General features: G+C 63.5%; 23 protein-coding genes, 1 tRNA gene and 1 pseudogene. 8 read left to right on the plus strand and 17 right to left on the minus strand.

Annotation, left to right across the window (positions count from 1 at the left end; all coding sequences use genetic code 11):
• Nucleotides 1-7 precede the first annotated feature (7 nt).
• The 10 genes from iolD to KW83_RS03875 all read right to left on the minus strand — a co-directional run bounded on the left by iolD (nt 8) and on the right by KW83_RS03875 (nt 12,102).
• Nucleotides 8-1,837 (minus strand): 3D-(3,5/4)-trihydroxycyclohexane-1,2-dione acylhydrolase (decyclizing), encoded by a 1,830-nt coding sequence (gene iolD / locus KW83_RS03830; RefSeq protein WP_036174558.1) that lies wholly within the window; start codon nt 1,835-1,837, stop codon nt 8-10.
• On the minus strand, nt 1,834-3,747 hold the full coding sequence (locus KW83_RS03835; protein ID WP_036174561.1) for a bifunctional 5-dehydro-2-deoxygluconokinase/5-dehydro-2-deoxyphosphogluconate aldolase: 1,914 nt from the start codon (nt 3,745-3,747) through the stop codon (nt 1,834-1,836). The genes iolD and KW83_RS03835 overlap by 4 nt, the downstream gene beginning before the upstream one ends.
• 75 nt (nt 3,748-3,822) lie before the next feature.
• Nucleotides 3,823-4,629, minus strand: coding sequence for a TIM barrel protein (locus KW83_RS03840; protein WP_036174564.1), 807 nt, complete (start codon nt 4,627-4,629; stop codon nt 3,823-3,825).
• A 12-nt stretch (nt 4,630-4,641) separates the two neighbouring features.
• Nucleotides 4,642-5,688, minus strand: coding sequence for a Gfo/Idh/MocA family protein (locus KW83_RS03845; protein ID WP_051928219.1), 1,047 nt, complete (start codon nt 5,686-5,688; stop codon nt 4,642-4,644).
• A gap of 10 nt (nt 5,689-5,698) precedes the next feature.
• Nucleotides 5,699-6,598: a sugar phosphate isomerase/epimerase family protein gene (locus KW83_RS03850; RefSeq protein ID WP_036174566.1), complete on the minus strand. Its 900-nt coding sequence runs from the start codon at nt 6,596-6,598 to the stop codon at nt 5,699-5,701.
• 106 nt (nt 6,599-6,704) lie between these two features.
• Nucleotides 6,705-7,538 (minus strand): ATP-binding cassette domain-containing protein, encoded by an 834-nt coding sequence (locus tag KW83_RS03855; RefSeq protein WP_081904433.1) that lies wholly within the window; start codon nt 7,536-7,538, stop codon nt 6,705-6,707.
• A gap of 11 nt (nt 7,539-7,549) precedes the next feature.
• Entirely contained in the window at nt 7,550-8,626 is a 1,077-nt protein-coding gene (locus KW83_RS03860) for an ABC transporter permease (protein WP_036174569.1), read from the minus strand.
• A gap of 87 nt (nt 8,627-8,713) precedes the next feature.
• Nucleotides 8,714-9,658: a sugar ABC transporter substrate-binding protein gene (locus tag KW83_RS03865; RefSeq protein WP_036174572.1), complete on the minus strand. Its 945-nt coding sequence runs from the start codon at nt 9,656-9,658 to the stop codon at nt 8,714-8,716.
• A gap of 325 nt (nt 9,659-9,983) precedes the next feature.
• Entirely contained in the window at nt 9,984-11,015 is a 1,032-nt protein-coding gene (locus KW83_RS03870; RefSeq protein ID WP_036174575.1) for a LacI family DNA-binding transcriptional regulator, read from the minus strand.
• A 70-nt stretch (nt 11,016-11,085) separates the two neighbouring features.
• On the minus strand, nt 11,086-12,102 hold the full coding sequence (locus tag KW83_RS03875; protein WP_036174578.1) for a LacI family DNA-binding transcriptional regulator: 1,017 nt from the start codon (nt 12,100-12,102) through the stop codon (nt 11,086-11,088).
• Nucleotides 12,103-12,218: 116 nt separating this feature from the next.
• Here KW83_RS03875 and iolG point away from each other — a divergent pair, with 116 nt between their 5' ends.
• The 4 genes from iolG to KW83_RS03895 are packed head-to-tail and all read left to right on the plus strand — an operon-like array spanning nt 12,219 to nt 16,331.
• Nucleotides 12,219-13,238 (plus strand): inositol 2-dehydrogenase, encoded by a 1,020-nt coding sequence (gene iolG / locus KW83_RS03880; RefSeq protein WP_051928221.1) that lies wholly within the window; start codon nt 12,219-12,221, stop codon nt 13,236-13,238.
• On the plus strand, nt 13,235-14,137 hold the full coding sequence (gene iolE, locus KW83_RS03885; protein WP_200879647.1) for a myo-inosose-2 dehydratase: 903 nt from the start codon (nt 13,235-13,237) through the stop codon (nt 14,135-14,137). The genes iolG and iolE overlap by 4 nt, the downstream gene beginning before the upstream one ends.
• Nucleotides 14,134-15,315 (plus strand): Gfo/Idh/MocA family protein, encoded by a 1,182-nt coding sequence (locus tag KW83_RS03890; RefSeq protein ID WP_036174580.1) that lies wholly within the window; start codon nt 14,134-14,136, stop codon nt 15,313-15,315. Before iolE ends, KW83_RS03890 begins: the two co-directional genes overlap by 4 nt.
• Nucleotides 15,312-16,331, plus strand: coding sequence for a Gfo/Idh/MocA family protein (locus KW83_RS03895; protein ID WP_036174583.1), 1,020 nt, complete (start codon nt 15,312-15,314; stop codon nt 16,329-16,331). Before KW83_RS03890 ends, KW83_RS03895 begins: the two co-directional genes overlap by 4 nt.
• Before the next feature lie 110 nt (nt 16,332-16,441).
• On the opposite strand, the gene alaE is transcribed toward KW83_RS03895, so the two are convergent.
• Complete coding sequence (gene alaE, locus KW83_RS03900) at nt 16,442-16,852, minus strand: L-alanine exporter AlaE (protein ID WP_036174586.1); 411 nt, start codon at nt 16,850-16,852, stop codon at nt 16,442-16,444.
• Between the two features lie 270 nt (nt 16,853-17,122).
• Here alaE and KW83_RS21345 point away from each other — a divergent pair.
• Nucleotides 17,123-17,894 (plus strand): annotated as a pseudogene (locus tag KW83_RS21345) (IS5 family transposase); the annotation flags it as partial.
• Between the two features lie 576 nt (nt 17,895-18,470).
• Here the strand turns inward: KW83_RS21345 and KW83_RS03910 are convergent.
• Nucleotides 18,471-19,193 carry a helix-turn-helix transcriptional regulator gene (locus KW83_RS03910; RefSeq protein ID WP_036174589.1) on the minus strand — a complete coding sequence of 241 codons (723 nt, stop codon included), beginning with the start codon at nt 19,191-19,193 and terminating at the stop codon, nt 18,471-18,473.
• An 85-nt stretch (nt 19,194-19,278) separates the two neighbouring features.
• Between KW83_RS03910 and KW83_RS03915 the strand changes: the two genes are divergently transcribed.
• Nucleotides 19,279-19,674, plus strand: coding sequence for a RidA family protein (locus KW83_RS03915; RefSeq protein WP_036174592.1), 396 nt, complete (start codon nt 19,279-19,281; stop codon nt 19,672-19,674).
• Nucleotides 19,675-19,896: 222 nt separating this feature from the next.
• Here the strand turns inward: KW83_RS03915 and KW83_RS03920 are convergent, their stop codons facing one another.
• The 3 genes from KW83_RS03920 to KW83_RS03930 all read right to left on the minus strand — a co-directional run bounded on the left by KW83_RS03920 (nt 19,897) and on the right by KW83_RS03930 (nt 21,524).
• Nucleotides 19,897-20,829 carry an IS5 family transposase gene (locus KW83_RS03920; RefSeq protein WP_036173063.1) on the minus strand — a complete coding sequence of 311 codons (933 nt, stop codon included), beginning with the start codon at nt 20,827-20,829 and terminating at the stop codon, nt 19,897-19,899.
• Nucleotides 20,830-21,045: 216 nt separating this feature from the next.
• Nucleotides 21,046-21,122: transfer RNA gene (locus KW83_RS03925), tRNA-Arg, on the minus strand.
• A 60-nt stretch (nt 21,123-21,182) separates the two neighbouring features.
• Complete coding sequence (locus KW83_RS03930) at nt 21,183-21,524, minus strand: hypothetical protein (RefSeq protein ID WP_051928224.1); 342 nt, start codon at nt 21,522-21,524, stop codon at nt 21,183-21,185.
• 219 nt (nt 21,525-21,743) lie between these two features.
• On the opposite strand from KW83_RS03930, the gene KW83_RS03935 reads away from it, so the two are divergent.
• The gene (locus KW83_RS03935; protein WP_036173691.1) at nt 21,744-22,715 is read left to right on the plus strand and encodes an IS481 family transposase; all 972 of its coding nucleotides are present in this window, start codon (nt 21,744-21,746) and stop codon (nt 22,713-22,715) included.
• Between the two features lie 8 nt (nt 22,716-22,723).
• Complete coding sequence (locus KW83_RS21820) at nt 22,724-22,954, plus strand: LysR family transcriptional regulator (RefSeq protein WP_081904435.1); 231 nt, start codon at nt 22,724-22,726, stop codon at nt 22,952-22,954.
• Nucleotides 22,955-22,984: 30 nt separating this feature from the next.
• On the opposite strand, the gene KW83_RS03940 is transcribed toward KW83_RS21820, so the two are convergent.
• Both KW83_RS03940 and KW83_RS03945 read right to left on the minus strand, forming a co-directional pair.
• The gene (locus tag KW83_RS03940) at nt 22,985-23,917 is read right to left on the minus strand and encodes an IS5 family transposase (RefSeq protein ID WP_036174595.1); all 933 of its coding nucleotides are present in this window, start codon (nt 23,915-23,917) and stop codon (nt 22,985-22,987) included.
• 1,865 nt (nt 23,918-25,782) lie between these two features.
• Nucleotides 25,783-26,400 carry a DUF1190 domain-containing protein gene (locus KW83_RS03945; protein ID WP_235191352.1) on the minus strand — a complete coding sequence of 206 codons (618 nt, stop codon included), beginning with the start codon at nt 26,398-26,400 and terminating at the stop codon, nt 25,783-25,785.
• Between the last annotated feature and the right edge of the window lies 1 nt (nt 26,401).

The following is a 26,401-nucleotide window of genomic DNA, read 5'->3' on the forward strand; positions in this document are numbered from 1 at the left end:
GGACAGATCAGTTGAAGGTTCTCTGAAGCGCCGCGTTCGCGTTGTAGCGTCCGCGCGCATCGTCCAGCCGGTCGGGCCCGCCAGTCTGTGGCACGGCCACATCCCACCAGTGGCCACCGGCCCCAGTTCCGGGCACGGCGTCGGTCTCGATCAGGATCACGCTCGGGACGTCGCGGCTGCGGGCCTCGACGATCTTGCGCTCCAGGTCGGCGATGTCGGCGGCTTTCTCGGCATGGGCGCCCATGGACGCGGCGTGGGCCACGAAGTCGATCTTCGGCCAGACGTCGCTGTCCTTGTACATGTTGTTGAACTCGGCCCCGCCGCATTCGATCTGAAGGCGATTGATGCAGCCATAGCCCGCATTATCGGTCAGCACGACGGTGAAGGGCACCTTCCGCGCAGCCGCGGTGGCAAGCTCGGAATTGGCCATCATGTATGAGCCGTCACCGACGAAGCAGATCACCTCCTTCTCCGGTGCGGCGAGCTTGATGCCCATCGCACCCGCGACCTCGTAGCCCATGCAGGAATAGCCATATTCCATGTGATATCCGCCATGCGCGGCCTGCCAAAGGACTTGCAGCGCACCGGGCATTGTGCCGGCGGCGCACATCGCAACGGTCGTGTCCTGCGCCACGCGCTGGACCGCGCCGATCACCTGTGCGTCGGTGGGCGATGCGTTGGTGTCGGGCTCCGGCGCCGCGGTGACGCGGCCGACCTCGGCGATCCAGTCCTCGCGTGCCGACGGATCATGCGCGTCGAAGCGCAGAGCGCCAAGTGCTGCGGTCAACTTCTCGAGCGCGACTTTCGCGTCGGAGACGAGCGGCGTCGCAAGGTGCTTGGACGCGTCGTAGGGATGCAGGTTGATCGATACGAGCTTGCGCCCCTCGCGGCCGAAAACCGTCCACGAGCCGGTGGTGAAGTCCTGGAAACGCGTGCCGACCCCGATGACAAGGTCCGCCTTTGCCGCCAGTTCGTTGCCGCAGCCCGATCCGGTCACGCCCGGCGAGCCGAAGTTCAGCTTGTGGCTCGCGGCGATGCCACCCTTCCCGGCCTGGGTTTCCAGCACGGGAATGTTGTGGGTTTCGGCGAAAGTCCGAAGTATTTCGTCGGCTCCGGAATAAAGCACGCCCCCGCCTGACACGATCACCGGGCACTCGGCCTCGGCGATCATCCGGGCGACGTCGGCCAACTCGCGCGGATCGGGCTCCGGTCGCCGAATGCGCCATGTGTGCGGCGTGAAGAAGTCCTCGGGGTAATCGAATTCCTCGGCCTGCACATCCTGGCAGAAGGCGAGCACGGCGGGGCCGCAATTCTGCGGATCGGTCATCATCGCCATCGCGCGCGGTAGCGCGGTCAGCAGATGTTCGGGCCGCGAGATGCGATCGAAATAACGCGCGACCGGCCGGAAGCAGTCGTTCGCCGAGACCGTTCCGTCGTCGAAATCCTCGATCTGCTGGAGCACGGGGTCGGGGCGCCGGTTTGCGAAGACATCGCCGCAGATCATCAGGACGGGCAGTCGGTTCACATGCGCCAGCCCGCAGGCGGTGACCATGTTGGTCGAGCCCGGCCCGATGGAAGAGGTGATGGCCATCGCCTTCCGCCGCCGTTTGGTCTTGGCATAGGCGATGGCTGCGTGGGCCATGGTCTGTTCGTTCTGTCCGCGCCACGTCAGGATATCGTCCCGGTACCGATGCAGCGCCTCGCCGATACCGGCGACATTGCCGTGGCCGAAGATGGCCCAGACACCTTCGATGAAGCGCTCGCCCTCTTCCGTCATCTGGACCGAGAGCCATTTCACCATGGCCTGCGCGGCCGTGAGCTTGATCGTGTTGGTCATGCGACCACCTCCTCCTTCGCGCCTGCGCGGGCGTCGTCCCAGATGCGGCAGAGCCGCGTATAATTGTCGGCCATGGTCGCAATCGCATCGACGTCGTCAATCAGGCCTGCCATCCAGTCGCGAGCCACCTGGCCGAAGACGGTTCTGCCAACGGCAAATCCCCGGACCAGCGGGAACGAGGCCGCCAGCCGGAAGCTTTCGGCCAACTCGGCCTCGGGCGCATCAAGGCCCAGCACCACGATGCCGCGCGTCCGCGGGTCGTGGCGCTCAATCGCGGCGACGGCGTTCTGCCAGGCGGTGCGGGTCCTGAACGGCTCGAGCTTCCACCAGTCGGGATAAACTCCCGCGTCATAGAACGTCTGGATCAGTTTCGCGGAGGTCTCGTCGTCGACGGGGCCGACTTTCGACGGGATGATCTCCAGCAGGAACTCGAGGTTGTTGCGCCGCGCGGCCGTGAACAGCCGTTTGACCCGTGCGACTTGCATGCCTGCCGTCTTGTCGTCGTCGTCCGGGTGGCAGAACACCAGAAGCTTCACGACATTCTCCTTGGCCCACTCGCGCAGCCCGCCGAGATCATCACCCAGCTCCGGCTCGAACTCGATGGGACGGGATCCAGGAAGCTCCGTCGGCCTGCCGATCCAGAGCCCGGTTCCCGATGCCTTGTGCAGGGCTGAGCGGCCGATACGGTTGTCGCAAAGGATGCCGTAGCCCGGTCGCCCGTCTTGCACCCGAAGCGCAGCGTCAAGGCACAGCTCCTTGAAGGCCGACCCCTTTGCCAGGGTGTAGCCCTCCATCTCCTCGAGCTGCACGCGGTGATCGAAGGCGAAGGTCTTGACCGAGGTACAGTCGCCCGCGCGGTTCGTGGCCCAGTGAACCTGTTCGAGGTCCACATCATTGCGAAGGTCCGGCCGCACGATGCCCCGCTCGAAGAAGAACTGCAGCTCCTCCCACGACGGGTAGGCCGGGGTGCAGCCGTGACGCGAGACGGCGAAGGCGCCGCAGGCATTGGCGTATTTCAGTGCTGTCGGCCAGTCCTCACCGTCGAGCCAGCCCTTCAGAAGGCCCGACATGAAGCCGTCCCCGGCGCCCAGCACGTTGAAGACCTCGATGGGGAAGCCTGGGCCGGTCTGGCCATCGTCGAGGCTGCCCGGAATGTCGCCTTCGAAGGCCGAGGCCCCCATCGGACCGCGCTTGCAGACGAGCGTCGCGCCCGAGACCTTGCGTACCGCGCGCAGCGCCTCAATCGTATCGGTCGAGCCGCCGGCGATGTGGAATTCCTCTTCGGTGCCGACGATCAGGTCGAAGTAATGCAGGCTTTCCTGAAGCTTGGCCGTGACGGCCGCGCTTTCGACGAAGCGGCTCTCTCCTTCGCCGTGGCCGGCGACACCCCAGAGGTTCGGACGGTAATCGATGTCGAGCGCGGTCTGCAGTCCGGCCTCACGTGCGATCTTCAGTGCCTTGAGCGTCGCTGCTTCGACCTTGGGATGTGACAGGTGCGTGCCGGTCGCCACCACCGCGCGGGCGCTGCGAATGAAACTCTCGTCAATGTCCTCCTCGGTCAGGCCCATGTCGGCGCAATCAGACCTGTAGAAGATCAGCGGGAACTGCTCCTGGTCGCGGATGCCCAGAAGGACGAGCGCCGTCAGCCTGTCGGGATCGACCTTCACGCCATCGGTGTTCACACCTTCGCGGGCCAGTTGTTCAGTGATGAAGCGGCCCATGTGCTCGTCGCCGACGCCTGTGATGACGGCCGACTTCAGCCCCAGCCGCGCCGTCCCGCAGGCGATGTTGGTGGGCGAGCCGCCGATATACTTGGAAAACGACCCCATATCCTCGAGCCGTCCGCCGATCTGATCGCCGTAAAGGTCGACCGAGGACCGACCGATTGTGATGACATCAAGGGTCTTCATGTCCGCATTTCCTTCATTCGTCTATCGGGTGGCCGGGCGACCTTGGGAGGATATCGCCCGGCCTGTCCGCACCGATCACTGAGCCGACGCGGTTTCCTTTACCCCTGCGGTCACGAAACCGATGCTCTCGCGCAGCGCCGCTTCGGGATCGTCAAGGGCGTGAACCTCCTCGGCAAACGGCTCGAAGGAGATCGGGCCATTGTACCCGGCGGCCAGAAGGGCCTTGATCTGCGGGATGTTCTCGAGCCGATCCTTGTCGTCGACGAGCACGCGATGCGCGTCCAACATGTCGTCCACCGCAACGCGCGCGTCGGTCACGCCCGAGATATGTACGAGGCCGGTCCATTCGGGGAAGAACTCGGCCTCACCCGCGAGATGATGGTGGAAGGTGTCGTGCATCAGCTTGTAGACGCCCGCGCCGCCCGCGGCCTCTATGGCCGCGATAGCCTCGGCCTTGGTCCGCATGGACGAGACCGGAAAGCCCAGTGGCTCGACAAGGCCTGTCAGGCCCCGCTCGCGCAGGATAGGCGCCATGTTCTTCAGCGCCTCGACCAGGTCATCGCGCGAAACTGTCGTTCCGTCGTTCAGCGGACACATCACCAGCGCCTTGGCGCCGCAGGCGGCGGCATAGTCGGCCATCTTCTCGGCCCGTGCCGGCAGATCGCCGGACCATACGTTGAAGGGATAGAGCGCATTGATCGACAGGATCGTCACGCCCGCCGCCTCGGCCGCCGCCTTGACGTCCTCGGGCGCCACATTGTTCATCACGTCGGGAATGTCGTTGCGGATCTCGACCTTGTCCGCGCCGAGACGCCGGACCATCGCGAAGAAGTCCTGAACCGAGAGCTTCGGCGCCGAGATGTGGTTGATAGCAAAGTCCATGACGAGGCCCCCTCAGTCGTAGAGCGCCGGGCGCGCCGGCAGGGAGATGTCCACGATCTTGCCGGTCTCCTGCGCCTCGACGCAGGCATCGGACGAGATCGCCGCGACGTAGCCGTCCCATGCGGACGGCCCGCCGGTGGTGCCGCCTGGCACGCGGTCAACGAAGTCCTGAAGCTCAGCGTCGAAGGCGGATTTGAACCGGTCTTTCCAGTCGGTCAGGATCGACTGTCCAAGGCGCGCCTCCTTGCGTGTGGCGATGGCCATCGGCTCGGGCAGGTTCGCGACCCCCTCCTCGCCGACGATCTGGCACTGGATGTCATATCCGTAGCGGCAGTTGACGAATATCTCGCAGTCGATCCGCACTCCTTTCGAGGTTTCGAGCAGCACGATCTGCGGGTCCGCGACCTTGGCATGGGCATGCTTTGTCTTGCGAGGGAAGATGACCTGCGCCGAGACGAAATCGTCGTCCAGCAGCCAGCGAAACGTGTCGATCTCGTGGATGAAAGTGTCGTGGATCGCCATCGGCGTCACGTATTGCTCCGGCACGGCCGGGTTGCGGTGGCAGGAATGGATCATGAGCGGCTCGCCCAGTTCTTCCTCCATCGTGCGCTTGAGCATGTTGTAACCCTGGTCGAAGCGACGCATGAAGCCGACCTGAACCAGGCGCTTGCCGCCCTTCACCTCGGCGTCGACGATGCCCTTCGCGGCCTCGGCGGTTGTTGCCAGTGGCTTCTCACAGAACACCGGCTTGCCGGCTGCGATGGCCGCCAAAACGTATTGCTCGTGCGTGGAACCGGTCGAGCAGACAAGCACGGCGTCGATGTCGCCGGACGCGATCAGCGCCTCGCCACTTTCGAAGATCTGCGCGTTCGGCGCGTGCGCGCCCTTGAGCTTCTCGGCGTTGGCGGGCGCGTAGTCGTAAAGACCCACGACTTCGGCGCCGGTCAGGACCTCCTGAATGCGGCGGGTATGGTCGGTGCCGATCATGCCGGTGCCGATGACACCGATGCGGACAAGCCGGGTGCCGACGTCGGCTGAGATAGTCTGAGAAATGGTCATTCCGTGATCCTCAGTTGAAATGCTTGTCGATGAGGCGCTGCATCTCTGCGCGCATGAACTTGCCGCTCTCGTCGGCCTTCTCTTCCCAGGCGAAGACGCAGGCGGTCATGATCCCGTCGAAACCGATTTCGGCGAGAGTCTTGTAGAAATCATCCCAAGGCACCTCGCCCTGCCCGATATTCAGGTGCTGATGAACGCGCGCAGACGAGCCGGGCGGATTGATGATGTAGCGAAGCCCCGAACTGGCCTTGTGGTTGAACGTGTCCGCGATGTGAACATGGGCGAGCACGTCGGCGCACTCGCGCAGCATCGCCACGGTGTCGTCGCCGAAATAGAAGGTGTGCGGCGTGCAGTAGAGAAAGCGCACGTTCTTCGAGTTGACCGTGCGGATCAGGTCGACCGACGGCTGCAGCGTCTCGACCCAATCCTCGGGGTGGGGTTCGATGTTGAGCTGGATGCCCTCCTTCTCCAGGACCGGCACCAGTTCCTCCATCGACCTCCACCACGCGTCCTCGCAGGCTTCGATCATGCTGCCGGTGTGGCAGCAGTAGCAGGTGCCCTTGTCAGGATGAGGGCCGCGACCGAATTCGCTGTTCATCGTATCGACGCCCATTTCGACGGCGATCTCGATGGCGCGCTTCCAATGGCGGACGGCTGCCTTGCGCTCCTCCTCGTCGTTCGAGGCCCAACGATACATCGGCAGGAGTGTCGCCACCTCGACATGGGCGTCGGAAAGCGCCTTCTTGAAACGCTTGATGCGGTCAGGAAACACGCGCGGCGCCTTGAACCATTCGAGAAAATCTGCGCGCGGGCTCAGCTCGATATGTTCATAGCCAAGCTCGGCCACCTTCGAAGGCAACTCCTCGAGGCTGAGGTGGCGGTGCATGAACGGGTCGAGGGCGATCTTCATTTCGGGTGCCTCCGGGATGCAGGTGGCCAATGGCAGGGCGCAGGGCCTTGCCGCGGGCAGGTGGTCAGGCTGGCCGGACATCTCGGTCCGGCCGTTGAGGTGAAAGTCAGGCAGCGTCCGCGTATTCCGGCTGCGTCTTGGCGCCGGTGATGTAGGCGACCACGTCCTGGCCGTCGGTCTCCTCCTTGCGGAGGTTCGCAACGACGCGACCGCGTCGCCACACGACGATCCGGTCACAGAGATCCATCACCTGCCGCATGTTGTGGCTGATGAGGATGAGCGGCTCACCCTGCTCTTTCAGCGTTCGGATGATGTTCTCGACCTGCTCGGTCTCCTGCACGCCGAGCGCCGCGGTCGGCTCAACCATGATCGTGAGCTTGGAATGGAAAGTCGCCGTCCGCGCGATCGCGACGCACTGCCGCTGGCCGCCCGACATGTACTGGATCGTATTCGAGAGGTTGGGGATTTTAACCCCCGTCTTCTCGAGACCTTGGCGGGTCGCCTCGCGCATGCCCTTATAGTCCAGTACACGAAACGGCCCGAGCCAGTCGAAGCGTGTTTTTTCTCGGCCCAGGAACAGGTTATCCGGCACGTCCAGGTGATCTGCCAAAGCGAGAGTCTGGAAGACCGTCTCGATGCCTGCCTCGCGTGCCTCGAGCGGACCGTCGAATTCGACATACTGCCCGTCGAACCAGACCTTTCCGGCGGTGCGCTGTTCGACCGCGGTGATCTGGCGCACGAAAGTCGACTTACCGGCGCCGTTGTCGCCCATGATCGCTACATGCTCGCCCTTGCGGATCTCGAAGTTGCAGTCGACCAGCGCGTGAACGCCGCCGTAGTGCTTGGTGAGGCCTTTGGTGCGAAGGATCACGTCTCCCAATTGGGTGTCTGACTTCGGCGCTTCGGCCCCTGACAGATTGGTCTGGATATCGCTTGCCATGGTATCCTCCCTTACTTTCCGATTGCAGCGCGGCGCTGGCGCCATTGATCGAGAACCACGGCGCCGACGATGATCGCGCCCTTCACCATTTCCTGATAGTACGCGTCGAGGCGCAGGAACGTGAAACCCGAGATGATTACGCCGAAGATCATCGCACCGAGCACGGTGCCGAGGATCGATCCACGCCCGCCCTGGAGCGAGATGCCCCCGATGACGGCCATCGCGATGGCATCGAGTTCATACATCATGCCCATGCCGGCCTGCGCTGTCAGGTTCTTGGAGCTGAGCACCAGTGCCGCCACACCGGCGAGAAGACCCGCGATCGTGTAGACCAGCACCTTGTGCCGCGCGACCTTGATGCCCGACATGCGCGCCGCCGCCTCGCTCGAGCCGATCGCATAGGTGTGCTTGCCGTAGACGGTGTGGCGCAGAATCAGGTGAAACAGGATCGCGAGGAAGGCAAAGATGAACACCGGCATCATGCCCGCACCGATGGCGGCATAGCTTTCGGTCGGGAAGGATACCGGCTGTCCGGCGGTCCACCACTTGGCAACACCGCGCGCTGACACCATCATGCCAAGCGTCGCGATGAACGGCGGGATGCCGGTATAGGCCACGAGCAACCCGTTGATCAGCCCCGCGACAAGACCGCAGCCGATGCCCACGGCGATCGGCAGTATGACCGGAAGATCGACGAGCCCCTGCTCGAAGAAGACCGCGCGCGTGTTCTCGAGACCGTTGATCTCGCCGACTTGCGCGAAACTCATGGCGATCATCGCGGTGGCGGCGACTATTGAGCCAGAGGACAGGTCGATCCCGCCGGTGATGATCACTTGCGTCACGCCGAGCGCGATGATCCCGATGATCGAGACCTGAAGGATGATGATCTGCAGCCGGGCGACGTTGAACAGACCGTCCACGTTCTCGCGGGTGTTGAACAGGAAACTGTCGTTCATCAAGAGCCGTCCCAGCAGCTCAAAAATGACAACGATCAGAACGAGGGCAATCGCAACCCCCGCTTCAGGGGGCAAGCTGCGCTTCGACGTATCGAACGTCAGCCCTCCGATCCCATGCGATGCTTCGGCCATGATCTCGACCCTCCTCCTTCGGATGTACGAATTGGCTCGGCAGGTCCCGGGCGCGTCGGCGACGCACCCGGGGTGATCCAACACGGATCAGTTCTTAGTGGTGAACTCGGACATGTTCTCGGGCGTCACGAGCTGGAACGGCACGTAGACCCGCTGATCCACCTCTTCGCCGTTCGCGAGCTTGAGCGCGGCGTCGAGCGCGCCTGCGCCCTGACCGGCGGCGTCCTGGAAGACCGTGACGTCGAGCTCGCCCGCCGCCATCGCAAGAAGCGCGTCCTGGGTCGCGTCGATGCCGCCCACCACGACTTCCTCCATGGCGATGCCCGATGCCTTCATCGCCTGAAGGGCGCCGATGGCCATCTCGTCGTTGTTGGCGATCAGGGCATCGAAGGGCTCGCCGGTCGACAGCCAGTTGGTCATCAGGTCCTGCGCCTCGTCGCGCGACCAGTTTGCGGTCTGGCGGTCGATTTCCTCGATCTCGACGGCGCACTGGTCGTTGGCGATCACGTCGTCGATGTCCTGAGTGCGCACGACGGCAGCCTGGTTCGACAGCTCACCCATCATGACGTAGATCCGCGCAGGGTCGGTGCCCTGCTCGGCCAGAATATCGCAGATCTCGATCGTCTGGAGTGTGCCGGATTCGCGCTCGTCGGAGGCGACGAAAGCCTGGTTGTCGGGCAGGGTTTCGATGTTGACCGGCATGCGGTTGACGTAGACGAGCGGCACACCGGCGCTTGCGGCAGCATCGGACATCGCCTGCGTGGCAGAAGTGTCGACCGGGTTCACGATGATTGCATCGACGCCCGAGGCAATGAAGTTGTTGATCTGGTCAAGCTGGCGAGCCACGTCGTTCTGCGCGTCCTCGACCTGGATGTCGACGCCATCCATCGCCTCCGCCTGCTCGATCATGCCGTTGCGCAGAACGGTCAGGAAGTTGTCGTCGAACAGCGCCATCGAGACGCCGATCGTTTCTGCCATGGCAGAGGTGGACATCAGGGTCGCCAGTGTGGTGGCGGCGAATAGCTTCTTCATCTCGGGGTCTCCTCCCACTTGTGGTTTCCAGCCATCATCCCGATTGGCCGGGCGTGCCGCTGAAACGGCCAATTAAGTGCTTTGGAGGCGGATGGCCCTAAGGTCGGAGAGGAGCTTGCCTCACCAGTTCAGCGACAAGCAATCGCATCATCAGATACGGTCTCGTCGCTGTTTCCTCCCTTTGCCCGTGGGTTCGGCCCCACGTCTCCTCGGCAAGGACATCCATGATACAAGGCGAGGATTCGGTCAATCAGCGCGATGTATTTTACATCATTTATGACAGATCACGACGCCTGCGAAATGATGCAAAAACATCAAACTCTGCTCAAATTGACTCTGGTAGATAAAGCCTCGGCTCAAGGAAGTGTTGGCCCGGTGTCTCGGAAGACCCCGTGCTCACAGCGCTTATCATCATCTCGACGAGATCGGCACAGAGCTGCGCGAGGGGTGTCGCAATCACCATCGTAACATAGCCGTCTACCAGTCCGGCACGGCTTTCCTCCGTCATTTCGTTCACCACGAGAGACACCTTCCCTGGCGGCCGAACCTCGCGCAGGGCCGCGATCGCACCCTCCATCCCGCCGCCAGCCACATAGATGCCACGCAGATCCGAGTGGCGCGCAAGAAGATCGATGGTCGCCTCGTGAGTGACGGTGCGCGTCTCGAGGTTCACAAGCGTATCGACAACGCTGAAGTCGGGTGCGCTTTCGCGCAGATAGCTGCGAAACCCTGTCTCGCGCAGCTGATGTCCGTGCCATCGACTACCGCCGACGAAGACGGCCACTTTGCCCGGCTCACTTTGCGTATTGCTTATGAGCCACGCGGCGATACGGCCGACCTGCATGTTATTGAGGCCGAGATAATTCTCGCGGACTCCTTGGGCGAAATCGTTGAGCAGGGCAAAGCAGGGAGTTCCTTGGCCTTGCAGCCTCTGCACCTCGCGATTGATATTCTGATGATTGACCGCGGAACTCGCCAGCGCATCGACCTCCCCGGATATCGCGTCGATTTCCTGCAGGAAGCTTTCCGGGTTCTGATCGGCGGCGTAGCGGATAACTGCCTTGCCGTGGATGTCGCGGCGATTTGCGACAGCCTGTTCGATCTCGCGCGCGAAATTCCGATAAAACTCCTGTTTCCCTTTGTGCAGCACGAATCCGAACGTCATCTTCGGCATAGTCGGCACGAGCCGCTGATCGATTAGGCCCGTTGCATGATACCCGATCCTGTGCGCTGCGTCGGCCACCTTGCGCACGGTCTCATCGCGCACCTGCACCCGCCCGTTGAGGACACGGTCCACGGTTGCCGTGCTAACCCCTGCTTCGGCAGCGATGTCCTTGATGGTGGGCCTTGATGACATTCAATCACTCCTGATGCAGAAACAGCTTAACGCTGATGCAGAAGATGTCGCAAGGAAAACGGTCAGTCGATCAGCAATTCTCACGAGTGTGGATGCGGACTGGCGTGATCGTGGTCATGGGGCCGGTCTCGAGGCGTCCGAAACGTTCGGCCAGCGCCTCGACCGAGATCCGCAACTCTAAGTCGGGGTTCTGATCGATGATCGCGTCGATGGCACCGGCGCGCAGCAGACGGCGACGATCCTCGGTCAGCTCATGGGTGATGAACACACATCGGTCCCGATCAGGCACGCGAGCCAGCGCCTCGGCGATTTCGGCCGCACCCGCCGAGGCGTTGTAGACACCGCAGAGGTCCGGGTGCCGCGCAAGCGTCCACGCAACAAGTAGCCCGGCCCTCTCGCCGTTCTCCCCACTTTCAACCTCCTCCACAATTTCGACTTCGGGGAAATCCTCGGTGATCGCGGCGCGAAACCCTTCGCGCCGCTGTCTCTGCCCGATCATCGACATCATCCCGGCTATGAGAAGCACTTTGCCGCCCTCACGGCCCAGAAATCGGCCCATCAGGTGTCCAGCAACCCTCCCAGCGCGGTAGTCGTCCGGTCCGACGTAGATATGGGGAACATCAGGCCCGAAATCCGTGGCGAGCGCGACTACAGGCTTGTCCGTTGCCGCGAAGCTACGCAAGGCAACGACGATCTCGGGATCTTCGGCTGCGCAGATGATCAACGCGTCGAAGCGGGCGGCTGTCTCTTGGATTGTCCGCGCCGTGCGGCTCGGTGCGGCAGGATCGACATGCAGCACGGAAAGCTCGAAGTTGAACGGGTTTGGGCCCCGGTTCTGGCGCTCGGCGGCCTCTGCCAACGCCGCGTGGAACGGGTTCGATGGTGGCTGCACGAATACACCGATCCTGAGCGTGCGCGCGGCGCGGAATTCGAGCGCACGGTCGAGCTTCAGCCGCCGCGCCGCGAGCACCACGCGTCGCTCTTTCTCGGGCGCGACGCCGCCACGATTGTTCAGCACCCTGTCCACGGTCGCCAGCGACACGCCTGCCTCCCGGGCGACGTCGCGTGCGGTCGCCTTTGATCTCATGTCGCCTCGCTTGATGAGATTTCATCAATCTCGATGTATCGACCTCGCGTCGGCAATCGTAAAGAGGCGTCAGGCCGCTTTCGGAGGAGAACGGCCGCGACGAAGGGAGGACCGTCATGATCAAACTCGCCTGTTTCGGCGCGGGCCGCATCGGCCAGGTTCACGCGCTAAACGCCGCGGCAACGCTCGGCGCGACCCTTTCCTACATCGTCGATCCGGTCGCGGGCGCGCATGCAGAAGAACTTGCAACTCGCACCGGTGCGAGTCTTACCGACGCCGATACCGTCTTCGCAGACGCCACTGTCGACGGCATCATCATCGCAAGCTCGACCGACAGCCACGCCCCGCTTCTTCTGCGGGCGGCCGAGGCGGGAAAGGCTGTGTTCTGCGAAAAGCCCGTCAGCCTCGATTTCGCGCAGGTGGCCGAAGCCACTCAGGCGGTCGAAGCGTCCGGCATCGCCTGCATGCTGGGCTTCCAGCGTCGCTACGACCCGAGCTTCCGGCAGGTTCGGGATCGCGTCCTCAGCGGCGCGGCTGGCAGGCTCGAGCATGTCGCGATGGTCTCCCGCGATCCGACGCCGCCGTCCGCCTCCTACGTGCGCACCTCGGGCGGCATGTTCCGGGATACCGCCATCCACGACATGGACATGTGCCGCTTCCTGCTGGAGGAGGATGTCGCGACGGTCTACGCGACCGGATCGTGCCTGATCTCGCCGGAGATCGGCGAGGCCGGCGACATCGACACCCTGATGATCACGCTGACGACCGTCTCGGGCCGCATGGCACAGGTGATCAACTGCCGGCGCGGGCCGTTGGGCTACGACCAACGGCTTGAGGCGCTTTGCGAGCACGAGGTGCTGTTCGTGGACAACAAGCCGGCATCGAGCGTTCGCATCGCTCGCCCGGACGGCAGCACCGCTGCTCCTCCAATGAATTACTTCATCGAACGTTTCGCGGACGCCTATCGCGACGAGATGACGGCCTTCGTGGACCTCATCCGCGACAGCACGCCGGCACTCACGACCATCCGCAACGGCTTCGAGGCGCAGCGGCTGGTCGAGGCCGCCATCGTCTCGGCCGGGACCGGCCAGGCGGTTGCCTTCGGCCCCGACTGGATGCCGGAGGCCGCGTCGTGAGCCTGCCGGAAGCCGTGCGCCTGGGCGTCAGCCCGCTCTCATGGATCAACGAAGTTATCGAGGAGTTCGGCCGCGATACACCGGCTGAAAACTGCCTGCGCGAGGCGGCGGAAGCCGGCTACGCCGGCGTTGAGACAAGCCGCAAATTCCCGACCGATCCCGCCGTACTGACAGACCTGCTGGACAGCTTCGGGCTGGATCTGGCTTCCGGCTGGCATTCAGGACGGCTGGCCGAGGACGGCGTCGAGGCCGAGATGGCGGCCGTTGCGGATCACGCCCGTCTGCTGTCCGCGATGGGATGCAAGGTCATGGTCTACGGCGAGACCGCGATGATGGCCGCTGGCGACCCGCTGGATGTGGGCATGTCGGCCCGTCGGATCATGTCCGAAGGCGACATGCCCGCCTACGCGCAGCGCCTGACCGACTTCTCCCACCGTCTGATAGAAGAACATCGCCTCCGGCTTGCCTACCACCACCACCTGATGATGGTGGCCGAAACCGGCGACGAGATCGACAGGCTGATGTATCACGCGGGTCCAGAGGTGGGCCTCCTGCTCGACACGGGCCACGCGGTCGCGGGCGGCGTCGATTACACCCGGCTGATCGAGCGGCACGGCGACCGGGTGGCGCATATCCACCTCAAGGACGTGCGCAGGCAGGTCTTCGACCGCGTCCGTCGCGCGGACCTCAGTTTCAACGCGGGCGTGCGTGCGGGCATGTTCACGGTTCCCGGCGACGGCGATCTCGATTTCGGGCCGCTCGCCCGCTTCGTCGAGGACAGCGGCTATGCGGGCTGGCTCGTCGTGGAGGCTGAGCAGGACCCCGCGCTTGCGCCCCCCTTCCCCGCGGTCCGCCGCGCGCACGCCCACGTCACGAGCCTCTTCGGAGACGGACAATGACACAAAAGACCATCAATATCGGCCTCATCGGCTCGGGTTTCATGGGGCAGGCTCATGCAGACGCGTTCCGCCGCGCTGCGATGCTCTATCGCGACCTGCCTCGCGTGCCGCATCTGTCGATGCTGGCCGATGCCAGTGCTGATCTGGCCGAAAGCGCTGCCTCCCGCCTCGGGTTCGAACGGCACACCGGCGACTGGCGCGCGCTGGTCGAGGATCCCGAGATCGACGTGGTCGACATCACATCGCCCAATGTCCTGCACCACGAGATGGCGCTGGCCGCCATCGACGCAGGCAAGCACGTCTATTGCGAAAAGCCGTTGTCGGTCACTGTCGTCGAGGCCGAAGAGATGACCGCCGCCGCGGAGGCGAAGGGCGTGAAGACCATGGTGGCCTTCAACAACGTCAAGACGCCCGCGGCCATGCTCGCCAAGCAGCTCATCGAGCGGGGCGAGATCGGCACGCCCATGCGGTTCCGCGGCTGGTTCGATCAGGGCTTCTTCAACGACCCCGATCTGCCGTTCTCGTGGCGTTGCACCCGCAAGGAGGCGGGTTCAGGCGCGCTCGGCGATCTGGGCAGCCACGTGATTTCGGTCGCGCAATACCTGATGGGGCCGGTCGAGAGCACCATCGCCCAGGCCCAGACCTATTTCCCGACACGTCCCATTCCGCAAGGCGCGGCCAGCTACAGCGCGAAGGCCGCCGCCGACTCGCCCCGGCGAGAGGTCGAGAACGAGGATCAGATCCAGGCGCTCGTCCGCTTTGCGAGCGGAGCGGGCGGCACGATCGAGGCGAGCCGCGTGTCCGCCGGCAAGGTCTTCGGTATCTCGTGGGAGGTCTCGGGCACCGAGGGCACGATCCTGATGGACGGCGAGCGGTTTAACGAACTGAAAGTCTCGCGCTTCGGTGATCCGAAACCCGACCGGGGGTTCAAGACGCTTCTCGCGGGCAGCCAGGTCCCGCAATTCTCGGCCTTCTTCCCGTTCGATTTCGCCGGCGGAGGGCTGGGATACTTCGACGTCAAGGTGATCGAGGTCCGCGACCTCATTTCGGGCCTCTGCGCGGGGCAGGACTGCGATCCGAACTTCGCGTTCGGCCTTGAGAACATGCGCATCATGGATGCGATGGAACGCTCCGTACAAACCCGCGCCTGGCAAGCTGTGGCAGGAGAAACCGAATGACCTTCCCGACCGAATTGCCGACATCCCGCATCCCTGATCCGATGGAGGCCCCTGCTTTGCGATGGGGGATCCTGGGCACCGGTTGGATCGCCGACCAGTTCATCCGCTCCGTCCGCGCACATACACGGCAGGAGATTGCGGCTGTCGGCTCGCGCAACCAGGACAGTGCCGACGCCTTCGCCGCCCGTCAGAAGATCGAGACGGCGCATGGCAGCTACGACGCACTCGTCAGGGATGACAGTCTCGACGTGATCTACGTGGCAACGCCGCACAACCATCACCGCGACCACGTGATGCTGGCGCTCGAGGCCGGGCGGAACGTGCTGGTCGAAAAACCGATGGCGCTGGATCATCCACAGGCGGCCGAGATGGTGGCGCTGGCCCGGAAGAAGGGGCTGTTCCTGGCCGAGGCCCTCTGGACCTATTTCCTGCCGAAGTTCGATGTGCTTGACCAGATCGTCGCTTCCGGCGCGCTTGGCGAGATCAAGTCGATCCATACCGAATACGGCGAATACTTCACCCGCGATCACCGCATCTTCCGACCCGACCTCGCGGGCGGGCCACTTTACGATCTGGGGACCTATCCCATCTCGCTCCTGAACCGGCTTATGGGGGTGCCGACGAGGGTCGTCGGCATGAAGCAGGACGATGAAAGTGGCGTCCACGGGCAGCTTTCGGTAATCCTGTCGGACGCCCACGGCAACCAGGGAACAATGTCGACGACGCTTTATGGTCTAACCCCGACAAATGCCGCAATCGTAGGCACCGGCGGCACTGTGCGCTTCGGCAGCGAATTCAACCTGCCCGGCCCGTTCGAGGTGCTGTCCGCCGATGGCTCGATCCGACTGCACTACGAGGAGACCCCCGGCCGCCATTTCGAAGGGCTGTACTACGAGGCCGCCGAGGTCGCCCGCGCCATCGCGACGGAGCAGACGGAGACGCCTAAGCGTCCGCTGGATGCAACCCTCGACATGATGCAGACCCTCGACCTCATACGCCGGGAGCTGCACATATGAAGTCTGTCTACCAGGCTGATTTCATCCGATCCTAGGAGCGTAGAGGTCGGCTGCCTTTCCTGGGGAGACCCTGTCCGGCATGCGAACCTTAAATTCACCCATCCGGTCAGTCACCGCGCGACCTTTGCTCCGGTCGCGCGCCGGACCAGATCGACGAAAACACCGAACGGTCGGGCAAGAATAATCATGAACAGGATTGCTGAGCCGATCGCGGTGAGGGCCTGCGCAACGGTCGCGCCTGCAATCAGGAGCGTCGCACCGTAGACCGGAACCTGAAACGCAAGGAAGGCGCCAACATCTGTCGCTACCGCCACCATACGAGCCTGCGGTCGTACCCTCGAGAAAAGCCAGTCGCGCCACCGGGTGTAGGGTCGTCCCGTGAGGATCATGATCGGTACCATGACAAGGCGCGTCGTCAAAACCTCAGACGCATCCATGCCCGCAATGACGAACTCGGAAAACGTTGCGAACACGGTGAAAAAGAAGATCGTCGAAAGCGTATCAACTACCAAGGTTCGCATGGCAATTAGCTATCATTGTCAGGCGGATAGTCAAGTTGCGGAAGGACACCGGTCGAGGCCCGTCAGGGCCAAGACCTGAAGGCGGCGGCATGATCAACAGGCAAACTTAGCAACGCCGCAAATCTGTCCGGGAAACGGGGATCACCTAAACCCTGCGGACATGATCCGCACACACAAATGGCCCAAGCCTATCTGACGCCTTGGGGTGGCATTATTGCACGAAGCCTGCCCGGGATTCACATCGTGAGTCCAGCGATATAGCAGGGCGGCATGTCCAAGCCCGCACCTATCCCCTACCGCACCCTGAACTGGTCGTCGGCGCTGCATGGACGCGGATCGCTGACCGTCTGGTTCGATCCGTCGATGCCGTGGCACGCTGCGTCGTAGGGCAAGCGCGGCGCGCAGCCGGTCCACAGCGACGCTGCGATCCAGGCTTGCCTGGCGGTGAAGGTCCTGTTCGGGCTCCCGCTTCGACAGACGACCGACTTCATGGCGAGTTTGCTGAAGCTGGCTGGTCTCGACTGGTCGGTGCCGGATTTCTCGACGCTGTGTCGGCGACAGAAGACCTTGGCCGTGCAACTGCCCTACCGCGGTTCGGGCGGGCCGCTGCTCCTGCTCGTAGACAGCACTGGCATCAAGGTTCGCGGCGAAGGGGAGTGGCACGCGCAAGCATGGTGGGGCCAAGCGGCGCGTGTGGCGCAAGGTGCACCTCGCCGTCGACGAGAGCACGCTCGAGGTCCGGGCAGTCGAGTTCACCGGTAGCACCGTGGGCGATGCGCCGATGCTGCCCGCCCTGTTGTCACAGATCCCCAGGGACGAGCCGATCGCCTCGGTGACCGCCGACGGCGCTTATGACGGTCGCACCTGCCGCGACGCCATCGCAGACCGGAACGTTCATGAAATCTTCCCGCCGCGCCGCAACGCCAAGCCTTGGAAGAGGGGCAGCCCCGGTGCGGGGGCGCGGAACGAGCCTCTCCGCTTCATCAAACGCTTCGGCCGAACGCTTCGGCGGAAGTGGTCCGGCTATGGGCACCGTAATTCTTTCGGTTCAGGAGGATGATCAGGACCGCAGAGTAGAACAGCCCTGTACCACGGGCCGAATTGCCTGCGACGCAGCACGAAATCGCGCGATTAGAGCATGAACATAGGATGCACACGACGCCGTGCAACTTCATGAAATAAAATCAAAATCGCGACCATCCATCACAAGAACGACGCCAATTGGCCGCCGTTCTACTCCGTCACAGTTGGTTGCGGGGTGATTTGCACCTACGGGTCTAGGTCATTGATATTGCTTAGGTTGATTGGGCGGCGATATCTCGCTACCCCCCAAGACACTGAAATCAATATGGTTTCTTGAGGGGTTTGGTTGCGGGGGCTTGCAACTCACGATTTCTGCGGTTGGTCGAGAGTGTGGTGCCGCGGCTTGCCGCGTAGAATTGGAAGGCGCGGCGTGCATGGGACGGTTGGCGTCTTTCCAGGCTTGGCGCCTGAAAAGGTGCGAAAGTCTTGCCGTGCACACGGGTCGCACATGAGAGATGCCCAAACGCCTCATATCACTTTTGCTTCGGTCCCTTCCTCCAAAGAATATGGGGCGACGGTTGGATGGCCTGAAGGCTCACCGATTTCGAAGTTCATTGTACGGACAGACATCATCTTCGAAGGGAACGTGTCTTCTGCGGAAATTGGTTTCCGCTAGTGCTTCCGGACTGCTGATCCGATCCATCCTGAAGTGCCGAAAGCCATGGCGGTCAGGGTCCCAACCGACAAGGTACCATAGTGGCGGCAGGACGAGCATGGCCTGAGGCTCCACTTCCCGCTGGGTCTCGCGACCTCTTGCATCGCGATACCGGAACCGGAGGAGCCGTCGAGCAAGGAACGCGGTTTCGAAGGCAGGTAGCAGATCCGCATCCATTCGCCCCATATCCGATAGATCCTGAAGCGGCGACAACTGACCGATGTGCAGGCATGCGAGCATCGCGCGCAAATCTCTGACCTTGTCAGCCGACAGCGACCTCTCGATCTTGGCCAGGCCAAGGTCCGCAAGATCTGCGAAAGGCAGGTTTCCGGCTGCCCGCATGGCCGCGACGCTGATGAGCAACGCAAACACCTCCGGTACCAGAAGCTTGGCCGTCGTGTGCAGCGATTGCGGATCGAGCTGCACTCCGCCGCCTCGCCCCACGTCGGAATGAATCACATATCCTTCTTCCCGCAAGGCACCGATATCGCGCAGAATGGTCCGCCGGGAGGCCCCGACCTCCTGCGAAAGCGCCCCGATCGTAGACGTGCCGTTCCGACGCAGCGTGCGGACGATCGCATCATGTCTGAGCCTTACATTCATTCGCAAACGATAGCACAAAAGGTGCCAAGATTTGGCACCGTTTTGTTCTACCCCTTTTCAGCAACTGTAAAAAGGAGATTGCGACATGGAACGAACGGCAGTGAACCCGTGGGATTGGTCGATCAAGCTGGGATATAACCAGGCCGAAGCGATCGAGGGCGCAACGCGCCAGCTGATCTGCGCGGGTCAAACGTCGGTCGACGCGAATGGAAATCCGCAACATGCCGGTGATATGCGTGCACAGATCGACCTCGCCCTGGACAATCTCGAGGCGGTGCTGAAAGGGGCTGACATGGACCTCGGCAATGTCGTCCGGCTCGGCATCTACGCGACGGACGTGGACGAGGCTTTGAAAAACTTCGACCTGATGGGGATGCGGTTTGGCCCTCACCAAGTGGCACCACCGATGACCTTGCTTGGGGTCACACGCCTTGCATTATCGGGCCTGCTTTTCGAAATCGAAGCAACGGCTGCAGCATAATTGAATGTGCGGAGCGGCTCTCAGTACAAATCGGAAATGCGGCCGCTTCGTCTCCTTACGCAGACAATCCTGAGTGGTAGCAACGTCCTAGCAAGCTAGCTTAATGCTTTACAGTGAACCTTACAGAGGCATATCATAGAGGATCGCGGTGCGTTGGTGGAATTTCGAGGCTCTGTTGCACAAAGCTTTTAATACCCGAGATTCCCCTTTCCCCGGACGGATTCATCCCACGGCCTCTGTGACAGGGATGCCAAGGGCGGTGTAGCCGTTCATGACGGCGATGCGGACCTGGACTTCCGCGACTTGTCGGTCGAAGTCCCGCGCCATGAGGCGCTGCCCCAGCAATTTAACGCAGTGCATCTTGGTTTCGACGCGGCTTCGGCGGTGGTATCCGCTCCAGTTTCGCCAGATCGCKCGACCGAGATATTTCGAAGCTCGCAGGGCCTCGTTTCTGGCCACGGCACCCGCAGTGACGGTCTTCCACGGCTTGGCGTTCTTGCGGGGTGGGATGACGGCATTCGCCCCGCGGTCAGCGATGGCGTCGTGGCATTTGCGGGTATCATAGGCACCGTCTGCAGTGACGCTGCCGATCGCCTCGTCCGCCGGAATYTGGTTGAGCAGATCGGGCATCACCGGCGCATCACCGATGTGGCTTCCGGTAATCTCGAGCGCCCGAACCTCCAGCGTTTGKTCGTCGATCCCAAGATGGATCTTGCGCCAAACCCGCCGCTTGGGCCCACCATGCTTGCGTGCGTTCCACTCGCCTTCACCCTCGACCTTGATGCCSGTGCTATCGATCAGGAGATGCACTGGGCCGTTGGAGCCACGATACGGGATGTTCACGGCCAGCGTTTTCTGGCGGCGCGATAGCGTGCTGAAGTCGGGCACCGCCCAGTTCAAACCGATCAGACGCAACAGGCTCTCGACGAACCCGGTCGTCTGGCGCAACGCCATGCCAAACAGAACCTTCATCGTCAGGCATGTCTGGATGGCGGTATCGCTGTAGGTTGGCTGTCGGCCGCGTTTGCCGGTCGGCGCAGCATCCCAGATCATCTCTGGGTCAAACCAGATCGTCAGCGAGCCACGGCGCTTGAGCGCTTCATTATAGGCCGGCCAGTTCTTGGTCTTGTAGGTTGGCGGTGTGGGTCTGCTCATGTCGTCCAGCTACCACGCTGGACTCACGACATGAATCCCTCACCGGGTTTGTGCAACAGAGCCATTCATTTGCTTTTTCTGGTGGATAAGCGGGAAACGGTGCTTCGACTGGCGTTTTCCGAGCCTGTTCGATACAGCCGAAATCAGGGTGTTCGAACCCCGACTTTTTCGTTCCCTTTCAAGGTGTTGGAGGGATTTCAACTGCCGAAAGTGAAATGGCGCGCTGGGGAGGATTCGAACCCCCGACCCTCTGATTCGTAGTCAGATACTCTATCCAACTGAGCTACCAGCGCGTCGGGCCGGTGACTAACGGCGGGCGCGGGGCTTTGCAAGGGGGATGGTCGGAAATCTCGTCAGAGCCCCTGGCGCAGGCGGTCCGCTCCGCGGTCGGGCGCGGGGCAGAGCTCTCCCGGTGCGTAGTCGCGCGGCGGGCGGGTTTTGCAGGGGGTGATGCGCTTGAACAGGAAACGGTGCTCGTCCCCGTCGATCCGGTCGCAGCAGATCAGACCGCTGGCCAGATGCCTGTCGCCGGCGTAGATATGCACATGGCCCGGAAGGCGCGGGGCGCTGCGCGCCTCGACCGACAGACCGCCCCGCGACAGACTGCGCAGCGGCACCGACGTGGCGCCGAACACCAGCCGCAACCCCCGCGCCCGGCCGCTGCGCCAGCTTTCCGGCAGTTCGTGTATCGTCATCGCGGCAGATCCCCATCCCGCGCCAGAATTGGCGCCGCGCGCCCATCCGTCAACATGTTCTCGATAACGCTTTGATGACATGCCGCCCGGCCCGCGGGACGATGCCGGCGGTCCGGATCGCACTAGGTGTTCAGTCCCGGACGATCACATAGACTCTCGCCGGTCTGCGCTCTTCATGGCAAGGTCGTTTCTGCGTGAGGTTCGGGATGGGGGACGATCATGCTGATCTCTCTTCACAAGCAGGCGACGACGACACCCAGGATCAGAGCTGCGATGCAGGCGAGCGATGAGCCGGCGTGGATGGTTGCGGAGCGCTACAGCATCTCCGAACAGACGGTCTGGAAGTGGCGCAAGCGGGATGGCGTTCACGACCACAGCCACACCGCGCACAGGCTGCAGACGACGCTGACCCCTGCCCAGGAGGCGGTTGCCGTAGCGTTGCGGAAGGCTCTGCTGTTGCCGCTCGACGACCTGCTGTCCGTCGTTCGCGAGTTCCTGAACCCGAACGTCTCGCGCTCCGGGCTGGATCGCTGTTTGCGGCGACATGGGGTGAGCAAGCTCCGCGACCTCACACCAAAGGCGCCGAAGCCTGCGCACAAGCCTTTCAGGGCCTATGAGCCCGGCTATCTGCATGTCGACGTGAAATACCTGCCGCAGATGCCGGACGAGCAGCGGCGACGCTACCTCTTCGTGGCGATTGACCGTGCGACCCGATGGGTCTTCGTCCGCATCTACCCAGCGAAGACGGCCGCCAACGCGCGCCGCTTCCTGCGTGACCTGGAGCGCGCCGCGCCGATGAAGATCACACGTGTTCTCACCGACAACGGCAAGGAGTTCACCGACCGGCTGTTCGGCCTGCGCAAGCGCGCGGCCACGGGCAACCACGAGTTCGACCGCCTCTGTGCCGACCTCGGGATCGAGCATCGCCTCGCACCACCGATGCGGCCGCAAACCAACGGCATGGTGGAGCGCTTCAACGGGCGGATCGAGGACGTCCTGCAGAGTCATCGCTTCCGATCAGGCGAGGACCTTGAGCAGACGATCCTGCGCTATGTCCGCCTCTACAACGGCCAGCTCCCGCAATCCGTCCTGAAGGGCAGAACGCCTATCGACGCCCTCAAGGACTGGCATCGCCAAAAGCCAAGGCTCTTCAAAAAGCGGCCATACAATCAAGCGGGATCTGACACGTAGGTCAATCCATGGTCAGTCGGAGAGTGCAAAAGCTCGAGGACGAGCTTGGTGTTTCGCTCTTCGAGCGAAGTCCTTCCGGGGCCCGCCTTACGGTCGCGGGCCATGGATTTATCTGCAGCAGCCGCACGATTCTGCGGCAGGTCCAAACGGCTTTCGCCGATGCTCGATCTGCAGGTGTCGCCGCAACGGGACGTCTTCGGATCGGGCTGGTCGCGGGCTTTGTTGCGCAAAGACCGTAAATCCCGGACTTCCCCTTTCCCCGGACGCACTTATCCCGCAGGCTCTGTGATGGGTATGCCGAGCGCGGTGTAGCCGTTCAGCACGGCGGCGCGGACCTGAAGTTCGGCGACCTGGCGATCGAAGTCGCGCGCCAGGAGGCTCTGCCCCAGTAGCTTCACGCAATGCATCTTCGTCTCGGCGCGGCTCCGGCGGTGGTATCCGCTCCATTTTCGCCAGATGGCGCGGCCGAGGTATCTCGATGCGCGCAGAGCCTCGTTCCGGGCAATGGCGGCTGGGGTTGATGGCTTCCACGGCTTGGCATTCTTGCGCGGCGGTATGACGGCATGGGCGCCGCGGTCGGCGACGGCGTCATGGCACTTGCGCGTATCGTAGGCTCCGTCAGCGGTGATCGATCCGATCTCCACGCCGGCGGGGATCTGGTTGAGCAACTCGGGCAGCATGGGCGCGTCCCCGACGTTGCTTCCGGTGATCTCGATGGCTCGGATCTCCAGCGTSYGTTCRTCGACGCCGATGTGGATCTTGCGCCATAGACGGCGTTTCGCGCCGCCATGCTTGCGGGCGTTCCACTCGCCTTCACCCTCTGCCTTGATGCCGGTGCTGTCGATCAACAGGTTCAGCGGCCCATCTGAGCCGCGGTAGGGAATAGTCACGGACAAGGYCTTCTGGCGCCGGCTCAGTGTGCTGAAGTCGGGCACCGCCCAGTCGAGGCCGACCAGGCGCAGGAGGCTTTCAATGAACCCGGTCGTCTGTCGGAGCGCCATGCCGAAAAGGACTTTCATCGTCAGGCATGCCTGGATCGCGGCGTCGCTATATAACGGCTGCCGGCCTCGCTTGCCGGTCGGCGGCGGCACCCAGACCATGTCCGGATCGAACCAGATCGTCAGGGAACCACGCTGCTTCAGCGCTTCGTTGTAGGCCGGCCAGTTCTTTGTCTTGTAGCTCGGCGGGATCGGTCTGCTCATGCAGGACAGCTACCACGCTGGATTCACGAGATGAATCCCTCACCCAATCTTTGCGCAACAAAGCCCCTCAGCGCGGAACCCAGTTTTTCGTCGGTCCTTCGGTTCCACTCTTCGGCGCAAGAAAGCCTTCCTCGAAGTAGCTAATTTACCGGGAACCGGGAACCGGGAACTGATATGGTTCCCGGTCATGCGCAAAATCGCGCACGACTTCGAAATCGCTGTATTGATTTCATTGGACTATTTTACGGCGCCAGCGCGCGGAACCCTCCTCTCAACCCTCAATGTGACAAATCCAGTGAAACGCCTATTTGTAGGCTATTGATTTTGTTTGTCTTTTTTTGGGTGGTGACAAACCTATTGAAAGCGCTCACTCGCGCGGTGCGACTGCCACCCCCCCCCCGCGGCCCCGACCAGTCGCGGCCCCGCCCAGGTAGGTTGCGGCCCGCGCGCCCCGCAGCCGCGAACGGAACGCCGGCTGCCCTTCGGCCGGCGCCGCCAAAACGCTGTCCGAGGGCAGGTCGAACGACCGGGTCGCACGTCCCCTGACCACTGCGGTTTCGCGCACCCTCAGCAGGCGCCATGGCGACCGCCAGTCCGGACCCGTTGCGATGCGCGGCCATCTCCGTGTCAATCCGGATCCCATATCCCGCTCATCGCCTTAGATCCGCCCGAAACCGCACCGCAGCCGGGACGGCAGAGCCGGACGCGCCTCCGGCGTTCCGGGACCTCGATTCCAGGTCACCGGTTCAGACCTCCAGCATGGGTTCCGGCGGCGACTGCCCAGAACGCTCTTCGACGCTGCCACCGCAGAGGCTGCGGCGGATGCCGCGTGCCATGAGGGGTCTGCAACGTGTAGAAGAGCGGAATGTAGACGCTTCTTGGCACGGACGTCGCTGTCGAAGGGCGCGGCCGGATCGGATTGGATCCAGGCGCGGGGCGGCGGACGTCGGACCAAGGGGGCGTCGTTGGCGCAGCCTCTTCGACCGTGGCGTAGCCGGGACGGGTGTAGCCCTCTTCAGGGTGACGACACCGATGCCATGGCGCGCGATGGCGACCGCACGGGCGTGGACGAGACGGTCTGCCCGGAAAAGCACGATATGGTCGCAGGCGTGGCGGGTGAGGAACCGCGCGTGCCAGGCGTCCCCGTCGGACAGGCGGCTGGCAACTCTATCGGACTTGCAAGGAAGCGCGAATGCGCGGTCCGCAGCCGTGAGGGATCCGGCGGACCATGCGTCGGCGGTTGGCAGGATCGCCCCGGAGATGGCGGAAGAACGGGCCCGCCGGGACCTCTCGGAAGCAGCACGCGCATCCGACGGCCGGGCGCGGCCGCCAAGGCTCCCCGAAATGTCCAGGTACGGGTCCGCGTCGCCCGCTTAGGTCGGCAAGGCTCTTCTCCCCGATATTTTTTTCACGATCCATGCCTTTGATTTGGAAGAGTTTCGTCGAATCCGATCGCGGAAACCTGTCCGCTCTTTGTTGCGATACATGTGGCGGTGCGGGGCCCCCGGCTCGGCCGCGCCGAGCGCGACGGCTTGCGCGGTCGCGTAACGGGGCGGCATTGCAAAGAAGGAGGAGGCGATCCGGAGGCGTATCCAAAGCCAGGGGACCATCGCAATTGCGGTGCGCGTCCGTGGCGGGCGGGTCTGCGCCCGCCCGTCGGGCTAATGCCCGTTGCCTGAACCCTTCGGCCCAATGAACGGACCCGAAACGTCCCGGGCGCCTTGTCCTTGCCGCACCCTGTCCGCGGCGCGGGTCCGGGTCGCCGTGATACCCCCACCGAACACCCCGGCGCGCCCTTCCGGGGCGCAGTCGCATCGGGGCGATGCCCGGCCGCGCGGCCGGCGCGCCGGTGCGGCTCCCCTTTCCTAGCCGCCGAAGCTGCGGCTGCCCATGCCGCCGGTGCGCGCGGCGCCGAAGCCGCCGCGGCTCTGGACGGCGGCGCGGCTCAGCGGGGCCGCCGCGCGGGTGCTGGGCGAGGCGGCGAAGGAATTGGCGCCGAGGCTGGTCTTGCCGCGGTTGCCCGACAGCACCGTTCCGGCCCCCGGGGTGGCGAAGCGCCCGGCGGCGGTGCGGTAGAGCGGCTTGGCGGCCATGCCCCGCCCGCCCATCATGTTGCCGATCATGTAGCCCGCCAGCAGCGGTAGGAAGATCGATCCGCCACCGCCCGCGCGCTCTTCGGCGACGCATTCCCCGCCGTGCTGTTCCTCGCACAGGGCCTGGTCGGCGTAGCGCGGCGCGCTTTCCTCATGGATGGCCTGTGCCTCGGCGAAGCCGTCGGCGCAGTCCTGGGCGGTAAAGTCGTTCTCTGGCAGGTCGGCCACGGCCTGGCATTCCTCGACCGAGGGGAAGACCGTCGCCTCGACCCGCGATTCGGGCTGGCAGGCGGCCAGTCCGAAGGCGGCCCCGCCCAGAAGGACGACGCGGGCGGTGCGGGCGCGTTTGCGGGGCCGTGGGGTGGCGGAGGGCATAAGGTCCGGGGTCATG

The sequence above is a fragment of the Palleronia rufa genome (assembly GCF_000743715.1).
Taxonomy (GTDB): domain Bacteria; phylum Pseudomonadota; class Alphaproteobacteria; order Rhodobacterales; family Rhodobacteraceae; genus Palleronia; species Palleronia rufa.